The following is a 26,552-nucleotide window of genomic DNA, read 5'->3' as shown; positions in this document are numbered from 1 at the left end:
TTGCTTGCCATGCACGTGTTCGACTCGACCGGTGTTCTGGGACGTTTCGGCCGCCGCGCGGTTAGCGCGCCGCGGTGCCGGAGACGGCCGCCACGATGTACTTCTGGAAGAACAGGTACAGCACGAAGATGGGCAGGCCGGCGAAGATCGCCTGCGCCATCAGATAACCAATGCCTTCGGACTGCGCGAAATTGCCTTGGGTGGACGCGAGCCCGATCGTCAGCGTGTACATCTCGGGCTTCGATGCGGACACCAGCGGCCACAGATAGTCGTTCCATGCGCTGAGGAACGTGAAGATCGCGAGCGTTGCCTGCGCCGGCAACGACAGCGGCAGCACGACGCGCCAGAACACCTTGAAGCGGGAAGCGTTGTCGAGCAACGCGGCTTCCTCGATCTCGATCGGCACCGCCTTGAAGTACTGCGTCATCAGATAGACGCCGAACGGCGACGCGAGACGCGGCAGGATCAGCGCGCCGTAGGTGTTGTGCCAGTCGAGCGTCGCGAACAGGTGGTGCAGCGGGATCACCAGCGCCTGCTCGGGGACCGCGAGCCCGCACAGGCAGAGCACGTACAGATAGCGCCGGCCCGGAAACTCGGTGCGCGCGAAGCCGTAACCGGCGAGCGACGCGATCACGAGCGTGAGCAGCGTCTGGCCGATCGACACGATCAGACTGTTGACGAGCCAGCCGCCGACCGCCGACGTATCGACGATGTTCGTGTAGTTCTGCAATGTGAACGGCGGCGAGAACAGCACGTCGGTGTGCTGTTCGAGAAACGCATTCGGCTTGAACGACAGGCACAGCACCCACAACAGCGGCGTGATCCACAGCAGCGCGAGCACGACTACCGCGCCGAGCATCAGGCGGTCGCCGAGGCGCCCGCTCAGCGAGCCACGCGGACGGGTTTCGAAAGCGAGCGTGCTCATGCCTTCTCCTTCTTGCGCAGCAGCAAGGCCTGCGCGACCACGCCGATCAGCATCAGCGCGAACAAAACCTGCGCCGCCGCCGCGGAATAGCCGAACGACCATTGCTTGAAGCCGGTTTCGTAGATGAATTGCACCAGCGGGCGGGTCGAGTTGTTCGGGCCGCCGTCGGTGAGCAACTGCGCCTGGCCGAACAGCTGGAACTGCAGCACCGCTTCGATGACGGCGACCAGCGCGACGGTGCGCCAGATCGACGGCAGCGTGATTTTCGTGAAGGTGCGCCAGCGGCTCGCGTTGTCGAGTGCCGCGGCTTCGTAAAGCTCCTGCGGAATCTGCTGGAGCGCGGCGAGGAACAGCATCATCGGCAGGCCCATGATCCACCAGACCGTGACGACCGCGATGGCCGGCAGCGCGGTGGCTTCGTGCATCAGAGGCATGAATTCGGGCAGGTGCAGTGCGTGGCTGATGTCGGCGAGCAGGCCGTTGCCGGGCATCATCACGAGCTTCCAGACGAGCGTAACGATTGTGACCGATAACACCGACGAGCCAAAAAACAGCGCGCGCAGCGCCGCGCCGAAGCGACCCGGACGATTGAGCACCAGCGCGAGCGCGAGACCGAGCAGCACGAACACCGGCACCGTCAGGATGACGAAATAGAACGTGTTGCGCAGCGCGCCGCGGAAGATCGGATCGAGCGTCAGATCGAGATAGTTGCGAATGCCGATGAAGTCGCTGGTGCCGGCGAGCAGATCCACGCGTTGCAGGCTGAGCCACCAGCCGAAGCACAGCGGCACAATCAGCAGCAGCACGTAGACGATCACGAACGGCAGCACGAACAATGCGTTCGACCACGGCGCGTGAAGATTGCGCCGCCAGCCCTCGCGGGTTTTCGGCAGCGGAAGCGCGAACGAGCGGTTAGAGGCCATGCCAGGCCTTGCCGGTTTCGTCGAACAGATGCAGGTGCGCGGCGTCGAGACTCATGCGGATCGTGTCGCCGGTCTCGATCTCGAGTTCCCGCGCGCGCGGCAATTCGGCGACCAGCAACTGACCGTTGGGCATGCTCACATGTGCGAGCGAACGGTCGCCGAGCCGTTCGATCACTTCCGCGCGACCGGTCAGCGGCCCGTGCGGATCGAGTAGCACGTGTTCCGCGCGCACGCCGAGCGTGAGCTTGCCTGCGGGCAGGCTCGCGCTTTCGATGGCGGTGGGCGTTTGCACGCCGTCGAACGGCAGCGCGACGATCAGCCGGCCGCCGTTGTCCCCCGCGCGTTCGATGTCGAGGAAGTTCATCGCCGGCGTGCCGATGAAGCCCGCGACGAAGCGCGTCGCGGGTCGCTTGTAGATGTCGAGCGGCGCGCCGATCTGCTCGATGCGGCCGCGGTTCATTACGACGATGCGGGTGGCGAGCGTCATCGCTTCCACCTGGTCGTGGGTGACGAACACCATCGTGGAGTGCAGGCGCTGATGGATGCGCGCGAGTTCGAGCCGCGTGCGGGTGCGCAGCGCGGCGTCGAGATTGGACAGCGGTTCGTCGAACAGGAATGCTTCGGGCTCCTTGACGACTGCGCGGCCGATCGCGACGCGTTGGCGCTGGCCGCCGGAAAGTTGGGCCGGGCGACGCTGCAGCAGCGGGCCGAGTTCGAGCATGCGGGCGGCCTCGTTGATGCGCTGGTCGACTTCACCCGCCGCGACGCCGGTGTTGCGCAGACCGAACGCCATGTTGTCGTAGACGGTCATGTGCGGATACAGCGCGTAGTGCTGAAACACCATCGCGACGCCGCGCTTGCCGGGCGGCTGTTCGTTCACGCGCCGCTCGCCGATGCTGATCTGACCGTCGCTGACGGATTCGAGCCCGGCGATCATGCGCAGTAATGTGGATTTGCCGCAGCCGGAAGGGCCGAGAAAGACGAGGAACTCACCTGAATGAATGTCGAGGTCGAGGCCGGTGATTACCTCTGTTTCGCCATACCGCTTTGTTACGCCGCTCAATCGGATGCCCGTCACGGTGCCTCCAGTGGAGTAGTCTCGTATCGCCGCATTCAGTGCGTTGATATTATGAAAAGAACACCCCTGTGACCCTTCGTGTAAACACTGACAATCCGATTCCCAGATATTGAGTTTTCCTGATTGATTGATGCGGGTGATGCAAATTGGTTCGCGCGCTTCTCGTCACGCGATGAGATGGTCGATTCGCGGGTGCGCGAAGAACCAAGGGCTGAAGGCGCTGAGGAAATGCGCGTGGCAGTGCTGCGAGGAGGGGGCTGAAGAGCTTTCCGAACGTGATGGCGCGAGGTTCGGAAATACTCTGTCGTGATGTTAAGTATCCTAACTAATCGACGAAGCTGCGCAAGCGCTCGTCATTGCCTAGGACATGATCGATCACGTTACGTTGAGGGAGTGTTTGGATTGATGAGCAGCGACATATGAAGGTCGCCCGCGCAGCGTCGATGGCCACGATGGCCTGATACGCAGCGCAGACCGACCACCTGGATCACGCGAAACCGACGCCGAAAAAACAAAGGGCCTGCGTGAGCAGGCCCTTTGTTCTACAGCAAATCTTTGGTAGGCCGTACGGGATTCGAACCTGTGACCAACGGATTAAAAGTCCGCTGCTCTACCAGCTGAGCTAACGACCCAAAAGAGAAGCGAAATTATATCGGCGGCCTTATGGCCTGTCAACCCTAGGCGGCCAACAAAGTTATCGGGATTTCACGCGCCGCCCCAGCACCTCACTACGGCAAAATCCGCTGCCCCAAAATGAAAAGCCCGGGCATTGCTACCCGGGCTTTCCAGCGAGAGGCGCGCGTGGCTATCACATCGGACACTGCGCGTTACTGCCAACAACCACCATCGACTACTTGATCTGCGACAGCTTGCTCTGCGCGGTCTGCGCGACATCGGAGCCGCCATACTGCGCGAGGATCTGCTCGAGCGTCTTCCTGGCCGCGGCCTTCTGACCTTGCTCGAGCTGATTGTTCGCGATCGCCAGCAGCGCTTCGGGCGCCCGCGGATGCTGCGGGTATTTGGCCACCACACCTTGCCAGGTCGCCGTCGAACCCTTGTAGTCGCGCAATGCATACAGCGCGTTGCCGAGCCAGTACTGCGCGGTCGGCTGATAGGGGCTCGTCGGATACTTGGAGATGAAGCTGCGGAACGACGCCGCCGCGCTCTTGAAATCGCCGCTGCGGAACTGCTGCGAAGCCGCGTTGAACGCTTCGGTTTCACCCGGCTGCACCTCGCCCTGGACGCCGTCCACCGTCTGTTGCTGCGGCTCGAATTTCTTCAGGCGCGTGTCGAGATCGGTGTAGTAGTCCTTCTGCTGCTTTTGCAGCGTCGCGAGCTGGTTCGCCATGTCCTCGTTCTGTCCGCGCAGCGTCGCGACCTGCTGGTTCAGCTGGTCAAGACGGTTGGACTGATCGAGGATCGTGCGCTGCGCGGCCGACAGCTGGCTCGACAGGCTATCGGTCTTCGAACGCAGATCGAGAATGGCCTGGCGGGCCTGATCGTCGTCGAAGATGCCCGCATGGGCGGGCACGGCCGCGAGGGCCGTGCCTGCGACGCAGGCCGCTGCGGCAAGCCGCAGCCAGGAGAAACGATGCGTCATTCGGCTCATCACACGTTGACTTACTGTTGGTACGCGAGGTCGGCGCGGCGGTTCTGTGCCCACGACGCTTCGTCATGACCGGTTGCCTGCGGCTTTTCCTTGCCGAGGCTCACGGCTTCCATTTGCGAGTCGCCCACGCCCATCAGCGACAGCGAACGACGCACCGCTTCAGCACGCTTCTGGCCGAGTGCGAGGTTGTATTCGCTGGTGCCGCGCTCGTCGGTATTGCCCTGGATCAGCACGTGACGCTGCGGGTGGCTCTTCAGGTACTGCGCGTGTTGCTGCAGCAGCGGCTGGTAGTCGTCCTTCACCGAGTAGCTGTCGAAGTCGAAGTAGATGCTGCGCTTCGCGAGCGGGCTGTTCGGATCGTTCAGCGGGTCGACATTGACCGTCGCGACGTCGTTCGGGTTCGGTTGTGCCGAGCCTGCGCCCTTGTTGGCGTTCTCGTCGAGCTTGACGCCCGAGTGACAGGCGGCCAGCGCACCGACCATCGCGACGGCGAATGCGAAACGAAGTTTGGACATCATTTGATTACTCTCCTTGTGTTATTGCATCAACGTTATTGCATAAACGGGCCCCAGGACGGTTCGCGGACGCTACCACCCTGAACGGACAGGACCTGCCGAGTACGACCATCGGTCGATACTGCGGCCAACACGCCACGGCCGTTCACCTGAGTGGCGTAAAGAATGTACTGACCGTTCGCCGCGAAGCTCGGCGATTCGTCATGTGTCGTGTCCGTCAGGCCCGTGGCGGATCCGCCTTGCAGGTCCTGGAGATACAGCTTGAAGCCACCGCCGACGCGCGAGATATAGGCAAGCTGCTTGCCGTCAGGACTCACACGCGGGCTGGTGTTGTAGCTGCCCGTAAACGTGACGCGTTGCGCGGCGCCGGCGCTCTCGCCCTGCGCCGGCATCTTGTAGATCTGCGGTGCGCCGCCGCGGTCGCTCGTGAAGTAGATCGACTGGCCGTCCGGCGAGTAGGCCGGTTCGGTGTCGATCGCGCTGCCTTGCGTGAGGCGGCGCAGACCGCTGCCGTCCGCGTTGACCGCGAAAATCTGCGTATTGCCGGTGCGCGACAGTGCGACGGCGAGCGTGCGGCCGTCCGGCGACCACGCCGGTGCGCTGTTGTTACCCTTCTGGTCCGAGACGACCGTACGACGACCGGTGGGCAGGTCGTGGATGTAGACGATCGGCTTCTTCTTTTCAAACGAAACGTACGCGACCTTGGTGCCGTCAGGCGACCACGCCGGCGAGATGATCGGCTCGGGGCTCGACAGCGCGATATGCGCGTTCTGACCGTCCGAATCCGATACCTGCAACTGATAACGGCCGCCGCTGCGAATCACGTACGACAGGCGCGTCGCGAACACGCCGCGGGTGCCCATCAGCTTCGCGTAGATGTAGTCGGCGACCTTGTGCGCGCTCATGCGCAGACCGCTTTCCGGGCTCACCAGCACGAGGCCGCCGAGGTTTTCACCCTTGACCGTGTCATACAGCTTGAAGCGCACTTCGTACTGGCCGTTCGGCAAACGGTTCACGCTGCCGGCGACGAACGCGTTGGCGCCCTTGGCCTTCCACGCGCCGAGGTCGACCGAATCGGCTTCCGACACCGGCGTCGAGCCCGCGTCGATATTAGTGAATTTGCCGCTGCGTTGCAGGTCCTGGCGCACGATCGCGCTGACCTGTTGCGGCGAGTTCGCTTCATTGGCGAAGGTCGCCGTTGCGATCGGAAACTGGGTGGATCCGACGCCCGTCACGAGGACGTTGAGTTGTGCGTTGGCGGCGCCGCCGACGGCGATCAGGCACGTTGCCACGAGTGTTCGCAGGCCTAGCTTGGTCATCAAACTCATGCTGTATGGATTCCTCAAAACGGTTTTACTCAATACTTCGCGACGACAGACAGACCGGCAAACGGCTAATTCGTTCCCACGCACCGCCGCTCCGCAAAGGGCAGCGCGGTGGCCGTCAACCGGCTGTCAGCCGGCACCTTAACCAGCCGGACGCAGCGTGATGTAGAAGCTTTCCGGCGCCTTGCCATTCACGTCGAGCGGCATCGGATCCGAACGCTGCACCGCGCGCAACGCCGCGGCATCCCAGGCGGCATTGCCGCTGCTGCGCGACACGTTAGCCCCCAGCAACGTCCCGCTCGGCGAGCAGCGCACGGCGATGACTGTTTCCAGTCCTTCCGTTTCACCGCCCCACGAGATGTTCGGCCGCACCGCCCGGCGCACCTTGTCCGCGTAACCCGGCGAAGCCGCCGTGCCACCCGAACCGCTGCCCGTGCCGCTCTTGCCGAGACCGTTGCCGGTCGAGCCCGGCGGGCCCGCCATTCCCTGCATCTGTGCGAGACGGGCGCGGCGTTCCGCGTCCAGCTGCTTTTTCGCCTGCGCGGCCGCTTCGGCTTGCGCCTTGGCCTTCGCCGCTTTTTCCGCGTCGGCCTTCTTCTGCGCTTCCGCCTGAGCCTGCTTCTGTTGCTGCTCCTGCTGAGCCTTCAGTTGCTGTTGCTTCTGCTGCTCGGCGAGTTGCTGCTGCTTTTGCTGTTCGGCGAGTTGCTGTTGCTTCAGCTTCGCGGCCTGCTGCTGCTCCTGCTGTTGCTGCTTGAGCTTGGCGGCCTTTTGCGCGGCGAGCTGGGCCGCCTGGTCGGCCGCCTGCTGTTCACGCTTGGCTTGCTCTTCCTGCTGCTCTTTCAGTTTCTGCTGACGCTGCTGCTCGGCCAGTTGCGCTTCGCGCGCCGCCTGCTGCTGTTGGCGTTTCTTTTCCTGCAGCGCGATGTCGGCCTGCTCGTCGCGCACCGGCGGGGCAGGCGCGACCGGCACCGGGGGCGGCGGCGGAGTGACAGGCCGCGGCGTCGCCACGTTCGGCACTTCGGTCCACAGTTCCGCTTCCGCGCCCTCGGGCGTGCTGTTCTGCCACTGGATGCCGTGGTACAGGAAGAACCCGAGCAGCGCGTGCATCACCAGCGCGAACAGGAACGCTCGCCCGGTGCCGCGTTCACGCGGCGGCTGAAGCGGGTATTCGGAGTTCTTGCGGATCATTGCGATTTGACGAGCAGGCCAACGCGCTTGACGCCCTGAGCCTTCAGCTCGGACATCACGTTCATCACGATTTCGTACTTCACCGTTTTATCGGCGGCGATCACGACCGGCTGATCCGGGTGCGATTCCGCCCGGTCGGCGATAAAGCTCTTCAGCTCGGCCTTCGTCATGTCTTCCTGCTGCTGCGCGCCGGCGTCGTCCTTGTACTTGACGCTCATGTTGCCGTCCGCGCGGATGTTGACCATCACGGGCGGCATCTGCTGTTGCGGCGCGGCGCCGCCGACGGTCGGCAGATTGACGATCGACGGCGCGACGAGCGGCGCGGTCACCATGAAAATCACGAGCAGCACGAGCATCACGTCGATGTACGGCACGACGTTGATGTCGGCCATTGCGCGACGCGAGCGCGAACCGCGCATGCTGGAGCGGGAGCCTGCCATCGTGGCCTCCTTACTGTGCCTGACGCTGCAGGATGTTCGAGAATTCCTCGATGAAGGTCTCGAAGCGGATTGCCAGCCGGTCGATGTCGTGCGCGTAGCGGTTGTACGCAACGACCGCCGGAATCGCGGCGAACAGGCCGATCGCGGTCGCGGTCAGCGCTTCCGCGATGCCCGGCGCGACGTTCGCGAGGGTGGCCTGCTGCACGTTGGCGAGGCCGCGGAACGCATTCATGATCCCCCACACCGTACCGAACAGACCGATATACGGGCTGACCGAACCGACCGACGCGAGGAACGCGAGGTTCGCTTCGAGCACGTCCATTTCGCGCTGGAACGCCGCGCGCATCGCACGCCGCGCGCCGTCGAGAATCGCGCCCGGATCGTTCAGGCGTTTTTCCTTGCCCTTCAGGAATTCGCGCATGCCGGATTCGAAAATCCGCTCGAGCGCGCCGATCGTGTGGCGGTTGTTCGCGGCGCTCTGATAAAGCGCCTGCAGATCGCCGCCCGACCAGAAATCACGCTCGAAGCGTTCAGTTTGCGCGCGCGCCCGGCGAATCGCAAACCACTTGCGGAAGATGAAAGTCCACGACAGCAGCGACAGCAACAGCAGCAGAGCCATGACCGCCTGGGCGAGCAGGCTTGCGTTGAGTACTAGTGAAACGATCGACAGATCTTGTGTAGTGTTCATAAAGATTCTTGTTAACGTCCCGGAAAGGGGGCGTCCGGCTGCAAGGCCGCATCAGGCTTGCCGTGGGCAAAACGGCAGCTTCGGCGACGCGCGAGGCCGAACCATGCTTTGTGTTGCGTGATCGGTACGAGTTCACCGGCCCCGTAACAACGAGCCAGGGTAATTGTGCGTTGACATGCTGCTGCCGTTCAGTCCACCCCGTGACTGACGCCCGGCCCGCGCCGCAGGGCGGCGAGAACCGGCGCGGGAATTGCCGCCGGCCGCAACGCGGCGCGGTCCACGCAACCGATCCGGATCGAGCCGGTAGCAAGCAACGTGCCTTCGCGCCACGCTTCCTGCACGAAGTCTACCGAAGCGCGGCCAAGTCGCTCGATCCGGCTGACGATTTTTACGATGTCGTCGAGACGCGCCGGCGCCCGGTAGTCGACCGCGGTGCTGCGCACGATGAAAATCGCGCCATTTTCTTCCGCGAGCCGGTGCTGGTCGACGCCGCACGCGCGCAGCCATTCGGTCCGCGCCCGTTCGAAAAATTTCAGGTAATTGGCGTAAAACACGATGCCGCCGGCATCGGTGTCTTCGTAATACACGCGGATCGGCCACGTGTACCCGATTTCCGTTTCCGGCTGACTGGTCGACATATTCATGCGGCGCATTCTACCGGAACGTATACCCTGGGGTCTGTTTCAAAGTGTGCGCCCCGTTTGGCGGGCCTGAGCGGGCATCTGGCGTGGGTAAAGCGCTGCCTGGCGGGCGCTCGCGGCATCCGGGGGCAACCAGGAACCGGCTCCCGGCAGGGCCGGTTGCGCCGGGCGGCGGTCATGACTGACCGTCATGAACCGCCGCCCGCGCCGTCAGCTTAACCGCGATGTACGGTCAAGCCGCCGAACGACTGCGCGACCGGCATCAGCTCGATCGTGTTGATGTTCACGTGGGCCGGCCGCGTCGCGATCCAGTAGATCGAATCGGCGATGTCCTCGGCCGTCAGCGGCTGGACGTTCTCGTAGACCTTCGCGGCCTTGTCGTCGTCGCCGCGATAGCGCACGTTCGAGAATTCGGTGCCGCCGCACAGGCCCGGCTCGATATCGGTCACGCGCAGCGCGGTGCCGGTGAGGTCGGCGCGCAGGTTCAGGCTGAACTGGCGCACGAACGCCTTGGTCGCGCCGTACACGTTGCCGCCCGCGTACGGCCAACGGCCGGCGACCGAGCCGAGATTGAAGATGTGCCCGCGATTGCGCTCGATCATGCCGGGCAGCAGCGCATGCGTGACCTGCACGAGGCCCGTGCAGTTGGTCTCGATCATCGTGTTCCACTCGTCGAGGCTGGCTTTGTGCGCCGGCTCGGTGCCGAGCGCGAGGCCGGCATTGTTGACGAGCACGTCGAGCGCGGCGAATTCGGCCGGCAGCGAGGCCGGCACGGCTTCGACGGCGGTGCGGTCGCGTACGTCGAGTTCATACGGCAGCAGCTTGTCGCCGAGCTCGTCGGCGAGTGCTTGCAGGCGGTCTTTGCGGCGCGCGGTGGCGACGACGCGATGGCCGCCCTTGACGAAAGCGCGGGCGATGGCGGCGCCGAAGCCTGCCGACGCCCCAGTGACGAACACGATCATTGCAGTTCCCTGGTCGGTAAACGAGAAAGGCCCCAAGCCTACTTCCAATGCGGCGCTGCGGCAAGGATACGGGAGCTGGACTTGCGGACACGGCAAGCGCCTGCAACGGGCTCGCGCGACGGTTTCAGCGCTTTCGTCCGACGTCATTGAAAGGGGTGGCGTGGCTACGCTGCAGGCCCCGCCAGCCGGCGCCGGAGCGCCCCGCCGCAGGTTGCCTATTCGAGCCTCTTCCAATACACTAACGCGCTCGACCCTGCGTGACTGGCGATAGAACCGAGTCGTCCGACTCAACCGATTCAGCATCAACCAATCGGGTTCAAGGTGGAACAACCCACCGTGAAGCGCAGGGTGCCGTTTTGCCGTTCGCCTGGGCAGCCGTGAGCCGCGCGCATTGATCTGCGCTGACGGTGGCTGGCTTGCCTCGCGTGTGCGGCGACTCTCCATTCGCCACATCAGGGCAGGCCTCGCCGCCTGCAGCGCTGCGTACCCCCTACGCAAGATTCGGCGCACGATCCGGTCAACCTGAACACACTCAACGGAACCCGTATGTTTGACAGAGCCCAAAGCACCATCGCCAACGTCGATCCTGAACTCTGGAAGGTCATCGAGCAGGAAAACCGCCGTCAGGAAGAGCACATCGAACTGATCGCGTCGGAAAACTACACGAGCCCGGCGGTGATGGCCGCGCAAGGCTCGCAGCTCACCAACAAGTACGCGGAAGGCTATCCGGGTAAGCGCTACTACGGCGGTTGCGAATACGTGGACATCGCCGAGCAACTGGCGATCGACCGCGTGAAGCAGATCTTCGGCGCGGAAGCCGCGAACGTGCAGCCGAACTCCGGCTCGCAGGCGAACCAGGGCGTGTTCTTCGCGATGCTCAAGCCGGGCGACACGATCATGGGCATGAGCCTCGCGCACGGCGGTCACCTCACGCACGGCTCGCCGGTCAACATGTCGGGCAAGTGGTTCAACGTGGTGAGCTACGGCCTGAACGAAGCCGAAGACATCGACTACGACGCAGCCGAAAAGCTCGCGCAGGAGCACAAGCCGAAGCTGATCGTGGCCGGCGCGTCGGCGTTCGCGCTGCGTATCGATTTCGAGCGGCTGTCGAAAATCGCGAAGTCGGTCGGTGCGTACTTCATGGTCGACATGGCGCACTACGCGGGCCTGATCGCCGCGGGCGTGTATCCGAATCCGGTGCCGCACGCTGACTTCGTCACCACCACCACGCACAAGAGCCTGCGCGGCCCGCGCGGCGGCGTGATCCTGATGAAGGCCGAGTTCGAGAAGCAGATCAACTCGGCGATTTTCCCGGGCATCCAGGGCGGTCCGCTGATGCACGTGATCGCCGGCAAGGCGGTTGCGTTCAAGGAAGCGCTGTCGCCGGAATTCAAAACGTATCAGCAACAGGTCGTCGAAAACGCGCGCGTGCTCGCCGAAACGCTGGTCAAGCGCGGTCTGCGCATCGTCTCGGGCCGCACCGAAAGCCACGTGATGCTGGTCGACCTGCGCGCGAAGAAGATCACCGGCAAGGCCGCTGAAGCCGCGCTCGGCGCGGCTCACATCACGGTCAACAAGAACGCGATTCCGAATGATCCGGAAAAGCCGTTCGTGACCTCGGGCATCCGTCTCGGCTCGCCGGCAATGACTACGCGCGGCTTTGGCGTGAAGGAAGCCGAGCAGGTCGGTAACCTGATCGCCGACGTGCTGGATAACCCGGAAGACGCGGCGACGATCGAGCGCGTGAAAGCGCAGGTCGCCGAGCTGACCCAGCGTTTCCCGGTCTACGGCTAAGCTGTCATGCATTGCCCGTTCTGCCGCCACGCCGATACGCAGGTCGTCGACTCGCGCGTATCCGAAGACGGCGCGACGATTCGCCGGCGCCGCCGCTGCCCGGCCTGCGACAAGCGTTTTACGACGTATGAGCGGGTCGAGCTGGCGTTGCCGTCGGTCGTCAAGAAGGACGGCACCCGCACGGAATTCGATCGCCGCAAGATCGTCGCGAGCATGCAACTGGCGCTGCGCAAGCGCCCGGTGGCGGCCGACGCGATCGAAGCGGCGGTCGTCCGTATCGAGGATCAACTTCTCGGCAGCGGCGAGCGCGAGGTGCGCAGCGAGCGGCTCGGCGAACTCGTGATGAACGAGTTGCGTGCGCTCGATACGATCGCCTACGTGCGGTTTGCTTCCGTGTACCGGCGCTTCGAAGACGTCTCCGAGTTCGAGGACGTGATCGAGGAATTCCGCCGCGCCTCCTCTCCGAAGCCTTCCCGCAAACGTTAAAGACGCGCGCGCCGCGCATCGCCCGCGCGCCGTCGGCTGCGCCGTTGCGCGCAATTCAGACGTTGTTTCCCGCATCGCCACCCCCGCTTCCGTGATCGAACATCGCGTGCATTGTTGCGTGCGATAGCGTCTGCACGCCACCTGGCCATTCGGCCGATGGCGGCTTCATTCGCAAATCGCTAGATTGACTGCATCCGTTCGAATGCTCGGGAGTGCAGATGAAATCCAATGCGATTGACCGGCCGACATACGCCGGTTTCACGCTCGTCGAAACGCTGGCCGTGATAGCGCTGCTCGCGCTGATGGCCGTGCTGGCGATGCCGTCCTTCGCTGCATGGCACGTGCGCGATCAGGTCGATGCGCGCTCGAAAGCGTTGTTGTCGACGCTCGCGTATGCGCGCAGCGAGGTACTTCGACGCGGCACGCGCGTGACGGTGTGCCGGATCGGTGCGGCGCGTTCCTGCCTCGCCGCGGGGCAGCCTTGCGCGGATGGCGTCGCCGACTGGGGCTGCGGTTGGGCGGTGTTCGCCGAGCGCGGCGGCAAGCTCTCGCTATTGCGCGCGCAAGCGCCGCTCGCGGCGGTGAGCATCACCGGCGTGCAAACCGATCTGAGCTTCACGCCGCCCGCCGGTCAACTGATCGGCGCGTTCCGCAGTTTCGAGATCGCGCCGCGCAGCCCATCCGGCGCGATGCATGGCGACCCGTGGCGACGCTGCATCCGGATCGCGGCGGGTGGGCGCGCACGCATCTCCGAGGGCGCTTGCGGAGCGGCGTCATGAAGCCAGTCTCATTGACCCCCCGGTGGCGTGCCGGTGCGCCGGTCTGCGGCGGCAATTCGCTGATCGAGGTCATGGTGGCCGTCGCGCTGATCGCGGTGACTGCGCTGGGTTTGCTAGCCGGCCAGCTGTGGACCGCCCGCGAAGCCCGCGCGATGGCGCTGCGCGAGCAAGCCGCGTGGATCGCCGATGCGGTGACCGAGGCGTTCGCGACATCTGCGACCGGCGATGCCGCGCTCGGACAGTGGCGTGCACGGGCAGCTGTACTGCTGCCGCGCGGCGAAGCTTCGATCGTGGGCAGCGGCGCGGTGACGAGCGTGCGCGTCACGTGGGCGTCGGTCCGCGACCGGCCGGCTGACGGCGAGGTGATCGACAAGCCGGAATCATGCGGCGGCGTCGAGACGCCCGCCGGGTTTTCCTGCGTTGCGTTGGCGTTCGCGCGATGAGGCGGCGGTTTGTCGCGCACGGCCATACGCTCGTCGAGTTTCTGATCGCGACGGCGCTGGGACTGCTGGTGACCGCGGGTGCCGTCTCGCTGTACACGACACAGCGGCAAGCGTTCGAGCGCGCGAGCGACGACCTGCGGATTCGCGAAGCCGGCTTGACCGCGCTGATGCTGATCGGCCAGCAATTGCAGATGGCCGGCTTCGTGCCTGCCGACGTGGTCGGCTACAACAGGCCGCCCCCGTTGTTCGGCTGCTCGGGCGGCCGCCCGACGGGCGCCGACGACAGCCTCGGCTGCACCACGTTGAACACCGGTTCGGACGGTATCGCGATCCGTTACGTCGGCGACATCGTATCGACGTGGCCGTCGTCGAGCGGGCAGGTCACCGATTGCGTCGGCCAGGCGGTGAAATCGGCCGACGCCGCACTCGGCGATCAGGGCGCGCCGGTGGTCAACCGCTATTTCGCAACGCTCAGCGGCTCGACCGGCGAGCCGGAGCTGTACTGCGAAGGCAACGGCAATCCGGGGGCGGCGCAGCCGCTGGTCGATGGCATCGAACGGGTGCGGCTGCGCTACTGGCTGGAGGGCATACCGGATGCGCTCAATGCGTCGGCCGTGTCGGCAGAGCAATGGACGCAAGTTGTCGCGGTCGATCTGTGCGTGCTCGTGCGCGGCGCGGCGCAACGGCAGCGCTCGCGCTATACAGACTGCGACGGCGTGAGCACGCTCAGCGCCGATCTGCGGACCCGACAGGCGTTTGCGCGTCGCGTTGCGGTACGTGGCAATCGCGCGGAGGTGTCGTTGTGACGGTTCTCCATGCTGCGAGCAGGTGCGGCCGCCGTCGCGGTCGTATGGAACGCATGAGCGATGCGCGGCGCGACCAGTTCATTTATTCAGGGTCGCTAAGCAACCGCCTGCGCACCCGGCCGCGGCTGCAACGCGGTGTCGTGCTACCCGTCGTGTTGTTGCTCGCGGCGATGCTGCTCACCACCTCGGCGATCTGGTTCGAAACCTCGCTAGCGTCGGCTCGCGCGGCGAGCAACGTGCGTGACTATCTGCAGGCTTTTCATGCGGCGGATTCTGCGCTGACCGTATGCGAGCGCGAAGTTCTCGCAGCGGCTAGCGATGCGAGCGCCGAGCCATTCGCGCAAGGGCAGCCGCGTCAATGGCAGCTCGAGACAGTGTTCGATGCAGGTGCCGTTACCCCGATCGCCGCGTGGCCCGGCTCATCGCGCGCGCCGCAATGCCTGATCGAACCGTGGCGTCTCGCGAATCGCACCGACGCCACCGCGTGGTTGTTGACCGCGCGCGGCTTTGGCCGCAGCAGCGAAACGCAGGTGTGGCTGCAAAGCGAACTGGCGATCGAGGACGGCGCGATCGAACGTCATTGGCGACGCGTCGCCGCGCAGCCGTTCTAGGCGATGTATCGAAGGGAGAGGCATGACGAGGTCGAACACATCCGCATTCACGCTGCTAGAACTGGTCATCGTGCTCGCGATCGCGGCCACGCTGGCCGCCTTTGCTATTCCTTCCTATCGCAGTCATATCGCGCGCGCGCATCGGATCGATGCTGCGTCCGCGTTGTATCGGGCCGCGCAATTCGTCGAGGGCGCGCCGAGCGACAGCGCGACGACGACTTTGCCCACTGGTCTCGACCAGGCGCCGCATTTCGGCACGGCCGTGTACCGGTTACGCGTACTGTCCGCGGATGATACGAATGGCGGCTATGCGATCGAAGCGACCCCTGCGCAAGACGGTCCGATGCGTGACGACGCATGCGGCACCTTTACGCTCGATGCGACGGGCTCGAGAAGCAATAGAAATGACGGGGGTGGTTCGACGCCTGCGAATAGCGAATGCTGGAACACGGGCTAGATCAACGGGCCACAACAACGCCCGTCAATACCCGCTCTGCGTAGAGTCAACCTGCTCAGCGGCGGACTGCGCGGCGGTCGCCGAAGTCGCGGAACCCGCAGCCGCCGCTCGACCGGCGGCCGCTTCGTTCTTCATCTGCTGCCAGATCCGGAACGCTTCCCAGCCAGCGAGCGCAATGCTGCCCCACTTGAGCACGGGCTTCGCGCCGGACACGACGGTGGTGCGCAGCGGCTTGGCGAGCAGCATCGATGCAATCGAGCTGACGACCGGATACTGCTTGAGCAGCGCGCCGATCGTTCCAGCGCTGAGTGCGCCCGCCTTGCCGCCCTTGCCCATGCGTACCGCGGCGAAGCCCGGAATGATGAACTTGAGCCAGCTGAAATGTGTGACCGCCTCACGCAGCTCTAAGGTGGCCTGCGCAAGTTCCACGCGCTCCACATCCGCGCGCACCAGCAGCAACTCCTTGCGCAGCGCACGCAGATGCGGCGCGCTCAAATCTTTCGACGGATAGCGCTTGTGACGGGCAGAGGTATCGGAACGAGGCTGATTCATGGCGTGTCGGCGGCAGTGGAGGTGGGACGATCAAACACGGTGTCGGGCACGACGTCAGTCGCGGCTGCGAAACGCGTCGCGGTCCTTTTCGAATTCGGCGATAGTCGCCTCGAACACGAGCGGCGCATTGCGCAAACCGCTGCGCGCTTTCAAGCCACACGCGAGGCCGGCAAGCGCATATACCGCGGTAATGCCGCCGAGCGCCTGCAAGCGGTAGGTATCCCAGAAGGCTATAGCGATCAGCGCGGTCAGCGCGATCAGTGCCATCGCGACTAGCGTCATCGCGGCGAGGCCGAGAAACAGGACACCTAACAGTCGATCTTTTTCTTCGGCGAGTTCGATGCCTACCAGTTCGAGCCGCGTCTGCAAAATCGCGAACACGGAACCGAGGATGCGGCGCAACGGACTGTGTTCTGCGCGCTGCGAGTGAGTTTCGGTCGTCATAGCTGTGAGCGTTGCGCGTGAGGAACAAATCGGCGCGCACGCGCGCCAGCGGAAGTGGACCGGCCAGACTCGCGCCGGTCCGCCCGACATGCTAATGCACCGGCCATGCCTGGCCGGTAATTACGGCGGCTTTACTTGCGATTGATCAACAAGCCGACGAGCACGCCGACACCAGCGGCGATGCCGATGGATGCCCACGGATGCTCGTGCACGTAGTCGTCGGTGGCGCGAGCGGCTTTTTTGCCTTTCTCGACCACCACGACCTGTACGTCGGCCGCCTTTTCCTTGGCCTGTTTCAGACGCGACAGCGCGGTCTCGCGCAGTTCCGAGGCGCGCTCGCCGGTAGCGCTCGCGGCCTGTTTCAGCAGGTCTTCAGCGTCCGCGAGGACGGTTTTGATATCCGACATCAATCTCTCCTTGTTGACTTCCGACATAGACAGCTCCCTCTTGGTCTCACGCTACGCGTGAATCGTAACCAAAGAAACGGCTGCTGGCGAGCACAGTACCCCGGTTGCTGCCAGCTACCGCACGAACCGTTCCCGGCGCCACCTGGCGTGGGGACGACCGTTTGAGCGCAGTCTGCTCCAGACCGGTATCGAATTGAGTTGATCTGTCCCGCAAAGTTTCGCCGAAATGGGAGAAAATTACAAAAGCGCATAAAGTACTGACGCGATATTGGTTAGGCGTATAGCGCCACCGTCGTATGCTTGATCGTTAGTGGGCGGCGCGGGCAGCGATTTGCAGGGCCGTTTGGATCATTTTTCGAATATTTGTCAAACAGTTACAAGGAGATGCACGATGAGTCTACGTCTTGGCGACGTTGCACCGGATTTCGAGCAGGACTCGAGTGTCGGACGGATCCGCTTTCACCAGTGGCTGGGCGACAGTTGGGGCGTGCTGTTCTCACATCCGGCCGACTTCACGCCGGTCTGCACGACCGAGCTCGGCCTGACCGCGAAGCTCGCGGACGAGTTCGAAAAGCGCAACGTCAAGACGATCGCGTTGTCGGTCGACAGCGCGCAGTCGCACAAGGAGTGGATCAAGGACATCAACGAGACCCAGGCGGCCAACGTCGGCTTTCCGATTCTCGCGGACATCGATCGCAAGGTGGCCGAGCTGTACGACATGATTCATCCGAACGCGAACGAGACCCTGACGGTGCGCTCTCTGTTCGTGATCGACCCGAACAAGAAGGTGCGTCTGATCATCACGTATCCGGCCAGTACCGGCCGCAACTTCGACGAAGTGCTGCGCGTGATCGACTCGCTGCAACTGACCGATCATCACTCGGTCGCGACGCCGGGCAACTGGAAGCAGGGCGATGACGTGGTGATCGTGCCGTCGTTGAAGGACGAGGAAGTGATCAAACAGAAGTTCCCGAAGGGCTACAAGGCGCTGCGTCCGTATCTGCGGATAACGCCGCAGCCGAACAGATAACGCGGCGCTTCGTGACAGGTTTGCCGTAATCCGGCGCCAGGCGCAAAAGCAGAAAAGCCGGTTCCACGGAACCGGCTTCAATGCGATGGTCACGCCAGAACGAAAACAGCCCGATCAGCGTAAGCCGATCGGGCTGTTTCATTGCGAGGCGCGACTCAGCTGCAATCGCGCCGAGGCAATCAGAAGAACGCCTGAATGCCCGTCTGCGCGCGGCCGAGGATCAGCGCGTGCACATCGTGCGTGCCCTCGTACGTATTCACGACTTCGAGATTGACCAGGTGACGCGCAATGCCGAACTCGTCCGAAATGCCGTTGCCGCCGAGCATGTCGCGCGCGAGGCGGGCGATGTCGAGCGCCTTGCCGCAGGAATTGCGCTTCATGATCGAGGTGATCTCGACGGCCGCGGTCCCTTCATCCTTCATGCGGCCGAGGCGCAGCACGCCTTGCAGCCCGAGCGTGATTTCGGTCTGCATGTCGGCGAGCTTTTTCTGAATCAGCTGGTTCGCGGCGAGCGGACGGCCGAACTGCTTGCGATCGAGCACGTACTGACGCGCAGTGTGCCAGCAGGCCTCGGCGGCGCCGAGCGCGCCCCATGCGATGCCGTAGCGCGCCGAATTAAGACAGGTGAACGGCCCGCGCAGACCGCTGACGCCCGGCATGATGTTCTCTTCCGGCACGAACACTTCGTCGAGCACGATTTCGCCTGTGATCGAAGCGCGCAGGCCGACCTTGCCGTGAATCGCGGGCGCCGATAGACCCTTCCAGCCCTTCTCGAGGATGAAGCCGCGGATCGAATCCTTGCCGTTTTCCTCGAGCTTCGCCCACACGACGAACACGTCGGCGATCGGCGAGTTGGTGATCCACATCTTCGAGCCCGACAGCGAATAGCCGCCGTCGACCTTCTTCGCGCGGGTGACCATGCTGCCCGGGTCGGAGCCGTGGTTCGGCTCGGTCAGACCGAAGCAGCCGATCCACTCGCCGCGCGCGAGCTTCGGCAGATATTTTTCCTTCTGCGCGTCCGAGCCGAATTCGTAAATCGGCACCATCACGAGCGACGACTGCACCGACATCATCGAGCGATAGCCTGAATCGACGCGCTCCACTTCACGCGCGATCAGCCCGTACGCGACGTAGTTCAAGCCGGGGCCGCCGTACTGCTCGGGGATGGTCGGGCCGAGCAGGCCGAGCTCGCCCATCTCGCGGAAGATTTCGATGTCGGTCTTTTCGTGGCGGAACGCTTCGAGCACGCGCGGCAGCAGCTTGTCCTGCGAGTAAGCCGCAGCGGCGTCGCGCACCATGCGTTCGTCTTCGGTGAGCTGCTGATCCAGCAGCAACGGGTCTTCCCAGTGAAACTGCGCGGCTACGGCCATGACGTATCTCCTGATCTCTGCTCGGAACAAGCTTGACTTGAGTTCCGCTTAGCGAAACAATGTTTTGCAAACGACGACCGAGTGTACACCGTTATGACGCCGCTAGCCACTTCCACCGAACCCCTCGACGAACGCAAATTCGTGGTTGCCCTTGCCCGCGGACTAGACCTGCTGCGCGCGTTCCGGCCGGGCGACACGTTGCTCGCCAATCGGGATTTCGTCGAACGCACGGGTTTGCCGAAGGCCACCGTGAACCGCCTCGCTTACACGCTGACGGTGCTCGGCTATCTGCGGCTCGACCAAACGCACGGCAAATATGCGCTCGACGCGGGCGTGCTGTCGCTGGGTTTTGCGCTGCTGTCGGGCAACGACACGCTGGAGCTCGCGCGCCCGCATCTGCGCAACTTTGCGCGCGAGGTCGGCGCGGCGGTGTCGCTCGGCTGCCGCGATGGGCTCGACATGATTTATCTGGAGACGATCCGAAGTGAAACCGTGCTGACGCTCGGCCTCGCATCGGGATCAAAACTGTCGATGCTGACCAGCTCGATGGGACGCGCGTATCTCGCGGTGCAACCGCCCGACGTGCGCACCGCGCTGCTCGCGGAATTGAAAAAGGCGGCCGGCAAAGCGGGGCCGTTACTGGTTGCCGACGCGCAAGCGGAGATCGCCGCGTTCGCGACCGAGCGCTGCTGCTACTCGTTTCGCGCGTGGCACGACGACGTCAACGCGGTCGCAGTGCCGTTTCGCGAGCCGCGCGACGGGCGCTGGCTGGTGCTCAGTTGCAGCGGGCCGGCGTCGTCGATGGGGGAGGACGTGTTTCGCGACAACGTGGCGCCGCGTTTGAAGGAGCTCGCGCGGCGCCTCGGCGAGCCCGGCTGAGCGCGGTGCAACGGGCTTACGCGGCCCGGTCGTGATAATGCGCGGTGAACAGCGGCCCCTGCACGAATCTCACGTCGTACTGCTGTAACGCGAGAAACTGCGCTTCATCCATCACCCGATTGAAAATCAGCGGCACCCGCAAGCGGCTCGCGTAGCCGACCAGCGGCTTGACGGTCGCGTCGCGCAGCGCGATCGCCGCATCCATCTTGATGTAGTCGAGCCGCGCGGTCTCCGATACCGACAGAATCTGCCCCGCGTTCGACAGATTGCCCGCCACCTTGAACCCATAGTGCTGATAGCTGCGCGTCAGGTAGCCGAGAAAAGTCTTGTGCGCGACCGCCGCCGCCGGCAGCTCGATCACGATGCGCGCCGGACTGAGCCCGAACGACGTCAGCACGCTCGAAAAATGCCGGCCGTGGTCGTACTTCACGCTCTTTAGCAGCCGCTCGTGCACGCGCAAAAACAGCAAACCGTGACGCTGCGCGCCGAAAAAGTTGATCGCATGCAGCGCGCGCGACATCCGGTCGAGCGCGACCAGTTGCTGATCGTCGGCGATCCGGTCGAACGGATCGAACACGTCGAACGGCGCCGAGTCGAGCCGGTGCGTGACCGCCTGAAACCCCAGTTCGTCGCCGAACCGGTCGACCCCTTCCGGGCCGCATGACAGCGACTGCGCCAGTGCGTGCACGCTGATGTCGAAGATCGGTTCATACGCGCTGGCCAGTTCGATACCGCCGAATTGCGCGAGCGCGATGCCGCTGTGTGCGCCTTGCCCCATCGCCAGATGCTCGCCCAGGAACGGGTGATGAGCGGCGCGAGCGATCAGATCGGGGATGGTCGGCGAAATCATGTGGGCGAGTGTTGGGCGACGATGAAGGCGCGGCGAGCGCGGCGACGCGGCCCGGGTTGCGTATTCCTTGATGGTAGCAGTCCGCGTCGCACGGACATTAACAAAATCCTCATAACCTTATGGGTCGAACGCTTGTAGGACGGGGCTGAGCGGGCGTCCGCGCGCATTTTGCCGGGTGCCTCCAGGGTATACGTTAGTTTCACTATTCATAACTCGTTTTACTATACGTAACTCACAGCGCAAGCTGATCAAAATTAAACCGATCCTGTCAGGGATGAGGGGACGCCCTATGAGTGCCAAACCCGCCGCGGCGTTTGCCGCCGCTAACGTGATCGAAGTCGAGCGCGTGCTCGCCGACACGCATCGCCCGGCTTTTCAGGCGATGCTGCTGGCGCTGTGCGGGCTGTGTCTGCTGATCGACGGTTTCGACGCGCAGGCGATGGGCTACGTCGCCCCCAGCGTGATCGCCGAGTGGCACGTCGCCAAGACCTCGCTCGGCCCGGTCTTCAGCGCGAGCCTGTTCGGCATGCTGATCGGCGCGACCTTGTTCTTCTCGCTGTCGATGCTGGCCACGCCGTTCGTATCGACGATTCCCGCGCTGTTTCATGCGGCCGTCGTGCCGGTGCTGTGCTCGGCGCTACTGGTGATCGCGCTCACCGGCGCGACGCGGCAACGCGGCCGCGCGAGCGGCGTGGAACTGGCCTGACAGAAAAGCTCACGTATCAATCGAGGACTTTGCGGAGAATCTGTATGGACACCTCAACACGTACCTCGGCCGCAAATTCGCGGCCGGAAATCGAACCGGGCTATCAATCCGGGTTCGCCAACGAGTTCGCGACCGAGGCGTTGCCCGGCGCGCTGCCGAGCGGCCGCAATTCGCCGCAGCGCGCGGCCTATGGTTTGTACGCCGAACAGATTTCCGGCACCGCGTTCACCGCGCCGCGTGCGCACAATCGCCGCTCGTGGCTGTACCGGATTCGGCCGGCGGCGGTGCATCGGCCGTTCACGCCGATGGCATCCGAGCGGCTCGTCGCGAACTTCGCCGAGGTTCCGCCGACTCCGCCGAACCAGCTGCGCTGGGATCCGCTGCCGATGCCGAACGTGCCGACCGATTTCATCGACGGCTGGGTGACGATGGCCGGCAACGGTTCGGCCGACGCGATGAGCGGCTGCGCGATTCATCTGTACGCGGCGAACCGCTCGATGCACGAGCGCTTCTTCTACAGCGCGGACGGCGAACTGCTGATCGTGCCGCAACAGGGGCGTCTCGCGATCGCGACCGAAATGGGCCGGCTCGACGTCGAGCCGTTCGAGATCGCGGTGATTCCGCGCGGCGTGCGCTTCGCGGTGAGCCTGCCGGACGGCAGCGCGCGCGGCTACATCTGCGAGAACTTCGGCGCGCTGCTGCGGCTGCCGGACCTCGGGCCGATCGGCTCGAACGGTCTGGCCAATCCGCGCGACTTCCTGACGCCGCACGCGGCCTATGAAGACCGCGAAGGCGCGTTCGAACTGATCGCGAAGCTGAACGGCCACCTGTGGCGCGCGGAAATCGGCCATTCGCCGCTCGACGTGGTCGCGTGGCACGGCAATTACGCGCCGTACAAATACGATCTGCGCCGCTTCAATACGATCGGCTCGATCAGCTTCGACCATCCGGATCCGTCGATCTTCCTCGTGCTGCAATCGCCGAGCGATACGCCGGGCGTCGATACGATCGACTTCGTGATCTTCCCGCCGCGCTGGCTCGCCGCCGAAGATACGTTCCGCCCGCCGTGGTTCCATCGCAATGTCGCGAGCGAGTTCATGGGCCTCGTGCACGGCGAATACGACGCGAAAGCCGAGGGCTTCGTGCCGGGCGGCGCGAGTCTGCACAACTGCATGACGGGCCACGGCCCGGACGCCGACACGTTCGAGAAAGCGTCGCACAGCGATACCTCGACGCCGAAGAAAGTCGCCGACACGATGGCCTTCATGTTCGAGACGCGCACGTTGATCAAGCCGACCCGCTTTGCGCTCGAAACCGCGCAATTGCAGGCGCATTACTACGAGTGCTGGCAGGGTCTCAAGAAGCACTTCAATCCGGAGCAGGCATGAACGCGGTGAACGATTTCCAGGCGACGCTCGATCCGTCGCGCAAAGGCTGGCTCGACTCGGCCAACGATCCGGCCAGCGATTTCCCGATCCAGAATCTGCCGTTCGGCATCTTCAGCGACCGGCGCAACGACGCGCGGCGCGTCGGTGTCGCGATCGGCGATCAGATCGTCGATCTCGCCGCGTTGCAGGCCGCCGGTCTGCTGAGCGCGCCGGGCCAGCAGGTGTTCGCCCGCGATGCGCTGAACGATTTCATCGCGCTCGGCCGCGCTGCGTGGCGCAGCGTGCGCATCCAGCTGAGTCTGCTGCTGGCGCGCGACACGCCCGCGTTGCGCGACGACGCCGCGCTGCGCGCGAAGGTGCTGGTCGCTCAGGCCGACGCGCGCCTTTATCTGCCGGTGCAGATTCCCGGTTACACCGATTTCTATTCGTCGAAGGAACACGCGACCAACGTCGGCGCGATGTTTCGCGATCCGAAGAATGCGCTGCTGCCGAACTGGACGGAGATGCCGATCGGCTACAACGGCCGGGCCTCGTCGGTGGTGGTGAGCGGCACGCCGGTGCGCCGTCCTAACGGTCAGCTGAAGCTGCCGGATCAGGAGCGGCCGGTGTTCGGCGCGTGCCGCAAGCTCGATATCGAGCTGGAGATGGGTTTTATCGTCGGCGGCGGCAATGCGCTCGGTGAACCGATCGCGAGCGCCGATGCCGAGGCGCATATCTTCGGCATGGTGCTGCTCAACGACTGGAGCGCGCGCGACATCCAGCAATGGGAATACGTACCGCTCGGCCCGTTCAACTCGAAGGGCTTCGCGACCACGATCTCGCCGTGGATCGTCACGCTCGACGCGCTCGAACCGTTCCGCGTCGCGCAGCCGCTGCAGGAGCCGCAGCCGCTCGCGTATCTGCGCCACGAAGGCGAGCACGCGTTCGACATCCATCTCGAAGTGACGCTGCGGCCGCAACATGCGCGCGAGGCGAGCACGATCACGCGCACCAACTTCAAACACATGTACTGGACGATGGCGCAGCAGCTCGCGCATCAGACGGTATCGGGCTGCAATACGCGGGTCGGCGATCTGATGGGCTCGGGGACGATCAGCGGGCCGACCGATGATTCGTTCGGCAGCCTGCTCGAACTGACGTGGAACGGCAAGAAGCCGCTCGAACTGAAAGAGGGCGGCACGCGGGCGTTTATCGAGGACGGCGATGAGCTGACGCTGACCGGATGGTGCCAGGGCGACGGCTATCGGGTCGGCTTCGGGCGCTGCGCGGGCGAGATTCTGCCGGCGCGCTCGTAAGTGCGGCAAGCAGTACGGGGAACAGGCGAGGGCCGGCATGGTGTGCCGGCCCTCTTCGTTTATGGACGCCGGGCCGCGCGCGAACTCGCGCGCCGCGTTCGTCAACCGCCGCTCAGCAGTCCGAACACCGCCACGCCCTTCGTGGTCCCCACATACACCTTGCCGTTCGCAATGGTCGGCGTGATGAACTTGTTGCCCGCGCCGAACTGATCGCGGGTGCCCATCTGATTGCTGTTGTACAGCTCGGCGAGCGTGACCGGATCGAACGCATGCAGCGCGGCGACGCTGCCGTTTTCGGCGGCCCACACGATGCCGTTCGCGCTGCCGTTCGCCGAGATGCCCGGCGTCGTGCCCGGGTACGGGAAGCTCATCGCGCTCTGCGCGGTGGGCGTCGTCGACAGCAGCGCGTTGGTTAGCGTGAATGCCTTCAGATGATCGCCGACCGAGCCGAAGTAAACGCGGCCGTTGAAATACGCGGGCATGCCGAACTCGCCGCCGACCAGTTGCGCGGCGATCTCCTGATGGATGTTGTCGCCCGAAGGATTGAATTTGCCCATCGAGTCGCGATTGACCACGTAGATGATGTTGTCCTTGCCGGCGCCGAGCGCGAGGTGCTGCACGGCGCCGCTCGCGTCGGCGAGGTCGGGCAGCACGAGCGCGCCGCCCGAGCCGAGATCGATGTCGTCGCGCGCTTCGTTGACGACGTTCGACATCGCGAAGTAGTCGGTCACGGTCAGACCGTTGGTCGTGCCGATCTTCAGGAAAGCGTTGCCGAAGTCGCTCTGGTTCGGAAAGCCGGCTGAGGTGAGCGTGGTGTCGAAGGTGCCGTTCGCATCGAGCAGATAGATCGACGAGCCGTCCGACGCCGGTCCCGCGCCGCTCATCCAGATCGCGCCGCCGAGGCCGTTCGGCGTCACGTTCAGCACGTTGTTCTGGCGCAGCGTGCCGGCGTCGTAGCCGATGATCCAGCCGGTGTAGCCGCCCTTGTCGCAGTGCGAGGTCCACGACGTGTACAGCGTGCCGCCCAGCAACAGCAGGGCCGCGCGCTCCGCGTACAGCGCCGGTGTGAACGACATCGTGCCGTTGATATTGCCGGCGCCGGTCCCGCGATAGGTCGCGGCGACTTCGGTGGGACCGTTCAGCAGTTCGGCGCCGGTCGCGAGGTCGAGCGCGTGAACCCGGTGATGGTAGCCGCCACTCGCGTCCTTCGACATCGCGACCACGTAGATCGCCCCATGCTCGCCGCGCGAACGGTCGATTACCGGCGTCGAGGTGATGCCGATCGTCGTGACGATCTGGCTGCAGCCGAGATCGTCGCTGGGCGTCTCGCCGGTGTTCAGCGTGCGCATTTGCCAGAGCGTCGCGCCGCTGTCGGCGTCGAATGCGTAGACGCTGTCGTTTTCGGTCGCGACGTACAGCACGTTGTGCGTGCCGCCCGCGATCGCCAGCGCGCCAACATAGAGCGGTTGCGCGTCGACCTTGCCGTCGACGCTGAAAAAGCCGAGCTTGCCGAACGTCGAAGAATTCACGTTCGCGGGCGTGAGGGTGGTTTCGTTCAGGTTCTGCCCGGTGCGGGCGATATCGTTGTGGTAGGTGAGCATGTCGTGCGTGGGCGATACCGTGGTGCCGCCCGACGCTGGGCCCGAGGCGGGGTTGCCGGCGTCGGTACTGCCGGTGTTGGTGCCCCCGCTGCCGGTCCCCGCGCTGCCGCTGCTGGCGCCGCCTGGCGCACTCGCTCCCGCGGCGGCGCCGCCGGCACCGCCGCCGGTGCCCGCTGCGGTCCCTGAGCCGCCTGCGCCTCCGCCGCCGCCGCCGCAGTTCGCGGCCGCGATCGCGGCGATCAGAACCGCCGCGCCTAACAGGCAGGCACGACCCAACACGCGCACAGTGACCATGACGGACTCCCGATTGCTTGCGGCGCGCGGCCGAAACTTCGCGGTTTAGCGAAACGCCGCGCGACG

At 64.5% G+C, this 26,552-nt stretch carries 28 protein-coding genes, 1 tRNA gene, 1 pseudogene and 1 riboswitch; of the genes and pseudogenes, 12 read left to right on the top strand and 18 right to left on the bottom strand.

Going from position 1 to position 26,552, the window contains the following annotated elements; all coding sequences use genetic code 11:
- Positions 1-61: 61 nt before the first annotated feature.
- The 12 genes from LJ656_RS04800 to ydfG all read right to left on the bottom strand — a co-directional run bounded on the left by LJ656_RS04800 (position 62) and on the right by ydfG (position 10,294).
- Complete coding sequence (locus LJ656_RS04800) at positions 62-925, bottom strand: carbohydrate ABC transporter permease (RefSeq protein ID WP_230508126.1); 864 nt, start codon at positions 923-925, stop codon at positions 62-64.
- Positions 922-1,848, bottom strand: coding sequence for a carbohydrate ABC transporter permease (locus tag LJ656_RS04795; protein WP_230508125.1), 927 nt, complete (start codon positions 1,846-1,848; stop codon positions 922-924). Before LJ656_RS04795 ends, LJ656_RS04800 begins: the two co-directional genes overlap by 4 nt.
- Positions 1,838-2,926, bottom strand: a complete 1,089-nt coding sequence (locus LJ656_RS04790) for an ABC transporter ATP-binding protein (RefSeq protein ID WP_230508124.1) — start codon at positions 2,924-2,926, stop codon at positions 1,838-1,840. Before LJ656_RS04790 ends, LJ656_RS04795 begins: the two co-directional genes overlap by 11 nt.
- Before the next feature lie 556 nt (positions 2,927-3,482).
- A tRNA-Lys gene (locus tag LJ656_RS04785) sits at positions 3,483-3,558 on the bottom strand.
- A gap of 218 nt (positions 3,559-3,776) precedes the next feature.
- The gene (ybgF, locus tag LJ656_RS04780) at positions 3,777-4,526 is read right to left on the bottom strand and encodes a tol-pal system protein YbgF (RefSeq protein ID WP_230508123.1); all 750 of its coding nucleotides are present in this window, start codon (positions 4,524-4,526) and stop codon (positions 3,777-3,779) included.
- 20 nt (positions 4,527-4,546) lie between these two features.
- Entirely contained in the window at positions 4,547-5,053 is a 507-nt protein-coding gene (gene pal / locus LJ656_RS04775; RefSeq protein ID WP_075295598.1) for a peptidoglycan-associated lipoprotein Pal, read from the bottom strand.
- A 32-nt stretch (positions 5,054-5,085) separates the two neighbouring features.
- Positions 5,086-6,378, bottom strand: a complete 1,293-nt coding sequence (tolB, locus tag LJ656_RS04770) for a Tol-Pal system beta propeller repeat protein TolB (protein WP_230508122.1) — start codon at positions 6,376-6,378, stop codon at positions 5,086-5,088.
- 138 nt (positions 6,379-6,516) lie between these two features.
- A complete protein-coding gene (tolA, locus tag LJ656_RS04765) occupies positions 6,517-7,563 on the bottom strand; it encodes a cell envelope integrity protein TolA (RefSeq protein ID WP_230508121.1) in 1,047 nt (348 codons plus the stop codon).
- On the bottom strand, positions 7,560-8,003 hold the full coding sequence (gene tolR, locus LJ656_RS04760; protein WP_230508120.1) for a protein TolR: 444 nt from the start codon (positions 8,001-8,003) through the stop codon (positions 7,560-7,562). The genes tolA and tolR overlap by 4 nt, the downstream gene beginning before the upstream one ends.
- Positions 8,004-8,013: 10 nt before the next feature.
- Positions 8,014-8,691, bottom strand: a complete 678-nt coding sequence (gene tolQ, locus LJ656_RS04755) for a protein TolQ (protein WP_007179119.1) — start codon at positions 8,689-8,691, stop codon at positions 8,014-8,016.
- Positions 8,692-8,879: 188 nt separating this feature from the next.
- A complete protein-coding gene (gene ybgC, locus LJ656_RS04750; protein ID WP_230508119.1) occupies positions 8,880-9,344 on the bottom strand; it encodes a tol-pal system-associated acyl-CoA thioesterase in 465 nt (154 codons plus the stop codon).
- Between the two features lie 203 nt (positions 9,345-9,547).
- Positions 9,548-10,294, bottom strand: a complete 747-nt coding sequence (gene ydfG / locus LJ656_RS04745) for a bifunctional NADP-dependent 3-hydroxy acid dehydrogenase/3-hydroxypropionate dehydrogenase YdfG (RefSeq protein ID WP_230508118.1) — start codon at positions 10,292-10,294, stop codon at positions 9,548-9,550.
- A gap of 247 nt (positions 10,295-10,541) precedes the next feature.
- Positions 10,542-10,674, top strand: a riboswitch (ZMP/ZTP riboswitch).
- Between the two features lie 166 nt (positions 10,675-10,840).
- On the opposite strand from ydfG, the gene glyA reads away from it, so the two are divergent.
- From glyA to LJ656_RS04710, 7 genes are all read left to right on the top strand, one after another.
- Positions 10,841-12,088, top strand: coding sequence for a serine hydroxymethyltransferase (glyA, locus tag LJ656_RS04740; protein WP_230508117.1), 1,248 nt, complete (start codon positions 10,841-10,843; stop codon positions 12,086-12,088).
- Positions 12,089-12,094: 6 nt separating this feature from the next.
- Positions 12,095-12,574 (top strand): transcriptional regulator NrdR, encoded by a 480-nt coding sequence (gene nrdR / locus LJ656_RS04735; protein ID WP_230508116.1) that lies wholly within the window; start codon positions 12,095-12,097, stop codon positions 12,572-12,574.
- A 218-nt stretch (positions 12,575-12,792) separates the two neighbouring features.
- Positions 12,793-13,353, top strand: coding sequence for a GspH/FimT family pseudopilin (locus LJ656_RS04730; protein WP_230508115.1), 561 nt, complete (start codon positions 12,793-12,795; stop codon positions 13,351-13,353).
- Positions 13,350-13,796 carry a type IV pilus modification PilV family protein gene (locus tag LJ656_RS04725; RefSeq protein WP_230508114.1) on the top strand — a complete coding sequence of 149 codons (447 nt, stop codon included), beginning with the start codon at positions 13,350-13,352 and terminating at the stop codon, positions 13,794-13,796. The genes LJ656_RS04730 and LJ656_RS04725 overlap by 4 nt, the downstream gene beginning before the upstream one ends.
- Positions 13,793-14,602 (top strand): PilW family protein, encoded by an 810-nt coding sequence (locus LJ656_RS04720; RefSeq protein WP_230508113.1) that lies wholly within the window; start codon positions 13,793-13,795, stop codon positions 14,600-14,602. The genes LJ656_RS04725 and LJ656_RS04720 overlap by 4 nt, the downstream gene beginning before the upstream one ends.
- Positions 14,603-14,646: 44 nt before the next feature.
- Complete coding sequence (locus LJ656_RS04715; protein WP_329958808.1) at positions 14,647-15,213, top strand: pilus assembly PilX family protein; 567 nt, start codon at positions 14,647-14,649, stop codon at positions 15,211-15,213.
- Between the two features lie 22 nt (positions 15,214-15,235).
- Positions 15,236-15,670, top strand: a complete 435-nt coding sequence (locus LJ656_RS04710) for a type IV pilin protein (protein ID WP_230508112.1) — start codon at positions 15,236-15,238, stop codon at positions 15,668-15,670.
- A gap of 24 nt (positions 15,671-15,694) precedes the next feature.
- Here LJ656_RS04710 and LJ656_RS04705 read toward each other — a convergent pair whose 3' ends face one another.
- The 3 genes from LJ656_RS04705 to LJ656_RS04695 form a co-directional block, all read right to left on the bottom strand.
- Positions 15,695-16,222, bottom strand: coding sequence for a DUF3318 domain-containing protein (locus LJ656_RS04705; protein WP_230508111.1), 528 nt, complete (start codon positions 16,220-16,222; stop codon positions 15,695-15,697).
- Between the two features lie 54 nt (positions 16,223-16,276).
- Positions 16,277-16,666 (bottom strand): phage holin family protein, encoded by a 390-nt coding sequence (locus LJ656_RS04700; RefSeq protein WP_230508110.1) that lies wholly within the window; start codon positions 16,664-16,666, stop codon positions 16,277-16,279.
- Between the two features lie 131 nt (positions 16,667-16,797).
- The gene (locus tag LJ656_RS04695; protein WP_007584918.1) at positions 16,798-17,100 is read right to left on the bottom strand and encodes an ElaB/YgaM/YqjD family protein; all 303 of its coding nucleotides are present in this window, start codon (positions 17,098-17,100) and stop codon (positions 16,798-16,800) included.
- Between the two features lie 364 nt (positions 17,101-17,464).
- Between LJ656_RS04695 and LJ656_RS04690 the strand changes: the two genes are divergently transcribed.
- On the top strand, positions 17,465-18,103 hold the full coding sequence (locus LJ656_RS04690; RefSeq protein WP_230508109.1) for a peroxiredoxin: 639 nt from the start codon (positions 17,465-17,467) through the stop codon (positions 18,101-18,103).
- Positions 18,104-18,282: 179 nt separating this feature from the next.
- Here LJ656_RS04690 and LJ656_RS04685 read toward each other — a convergent pair whose 3' ends face one another.
- A complete protein-coding gene (locus tag LJ656_RS04685; RefSeq protein ID WP_230508108.1) occupies positions 18,283-19,473 on the bottom strand; it encodes an acyl-CoA dehydrogenase in 1,191 nt (396 codons plus the stop codon).
- A 93-nt stretch (positions 19,474-19,566) separates the two neighbouring features.
- On the opposite strand from LJ656_RS04685, the gene LJ656_RS04680 reads away from it, so the two are divergent.
- Entirely contained in the window at positions 19,567-20,352 is a 786-nt protein-coding gene (locus LJ656_RS04680; RefSeq protein ID WP_230508374.1) for an IclR family transcriptional regulator, read from the top strand.
- A 16-nt stretch (positions 20,353-20,368) separates the two neighbouring features.
- Here LJ656_RS04680 and LJ656_RS04675 read toward each other — a convergent pair whose 3' ends face one another.
- Positions 20,369-21,202 carry an EAL domain-containing protein gene (locus LJ656_RS04675; protein WP_230508107.1) on the bottom strand — a complete coding sequence of 278 codons (834 nt, stop codon included), beginning with the start codon at positions 21,200-21,202 and terminating at the stop codon, positions 20,369-20,371.
- Between the two features lie 289 nt (positions 21,203-21,491).
- Between LJ656_RS04675 and LJ656_RS04670 the strand changes: the two are divergent.
- From LJ656_RS04670 to fahA, 3 genes and pseudogenes are all read left to right on the top strand, one after another.
- A pseudogene (locus tag LJ656_RS04670) lies at positions 21,492-21,803 on the top strand (aromatic acid/H+ symport family MFS transporter); the annotation flags it as partial.
- Positions 21,804-21,952: 149 nt separating this feature from the next.
- Positions 21,953-23,296: a homogentisate 1,2-dioxygenase gene (gene hmgA, locus LJ656_RS04665; RefSeq protein WP_230508106.1), complete on the top strand. Its 1,344-nt coding sequence runs from the start codon at positions 21,953-21,955 to the stop codon at positions 23,294-23,296.
- Entirely contained in the window at positions 23,293-24,591 is a 1,299-nt protein-coding gene (gene fahA / locus LJ656_RS04660; RefSeq protein ID WP_230508105.1) for a fumarylacetoacetase, read from the top strand. The genes hmgA and fahA overlap by 4 nt, the downstream gene beginning before the upstream one ends.
- 101 nt (positions 24,592-24,692) lie before the next feature.
- Here fahA and LJ656_RS04655 read toward each other — a convergent pair whose 3' ends face one another.
- Positions 24,693-26,486, bottom strand: a complete 1,794-nt coding sequence (locus LJ656_RS04655) for a PQQ-binding-like beta-propeller repeat protein (protein ID WP_230508104.1) — start codon at positions 26,484-26,486, stop codon at positions 24,693-24,695.
- Positions 26,487-26,552: the final 66 nt, after the last annotated feature.

This window comes from Paraburkholderia sejongensis, assembly GCF_020880815.1.
Taxonomy (GTDB): domain Bacteria; phylum Pseudomonadota; class Gammaproteobacteria; order Burkholderiales; family Burkholderiaceae; genus Paraburkholderia; species Paraburkholderia sejongensis.
This window is presented reverse-complemented; position numbering and strand designations above follow the sequence as displayed.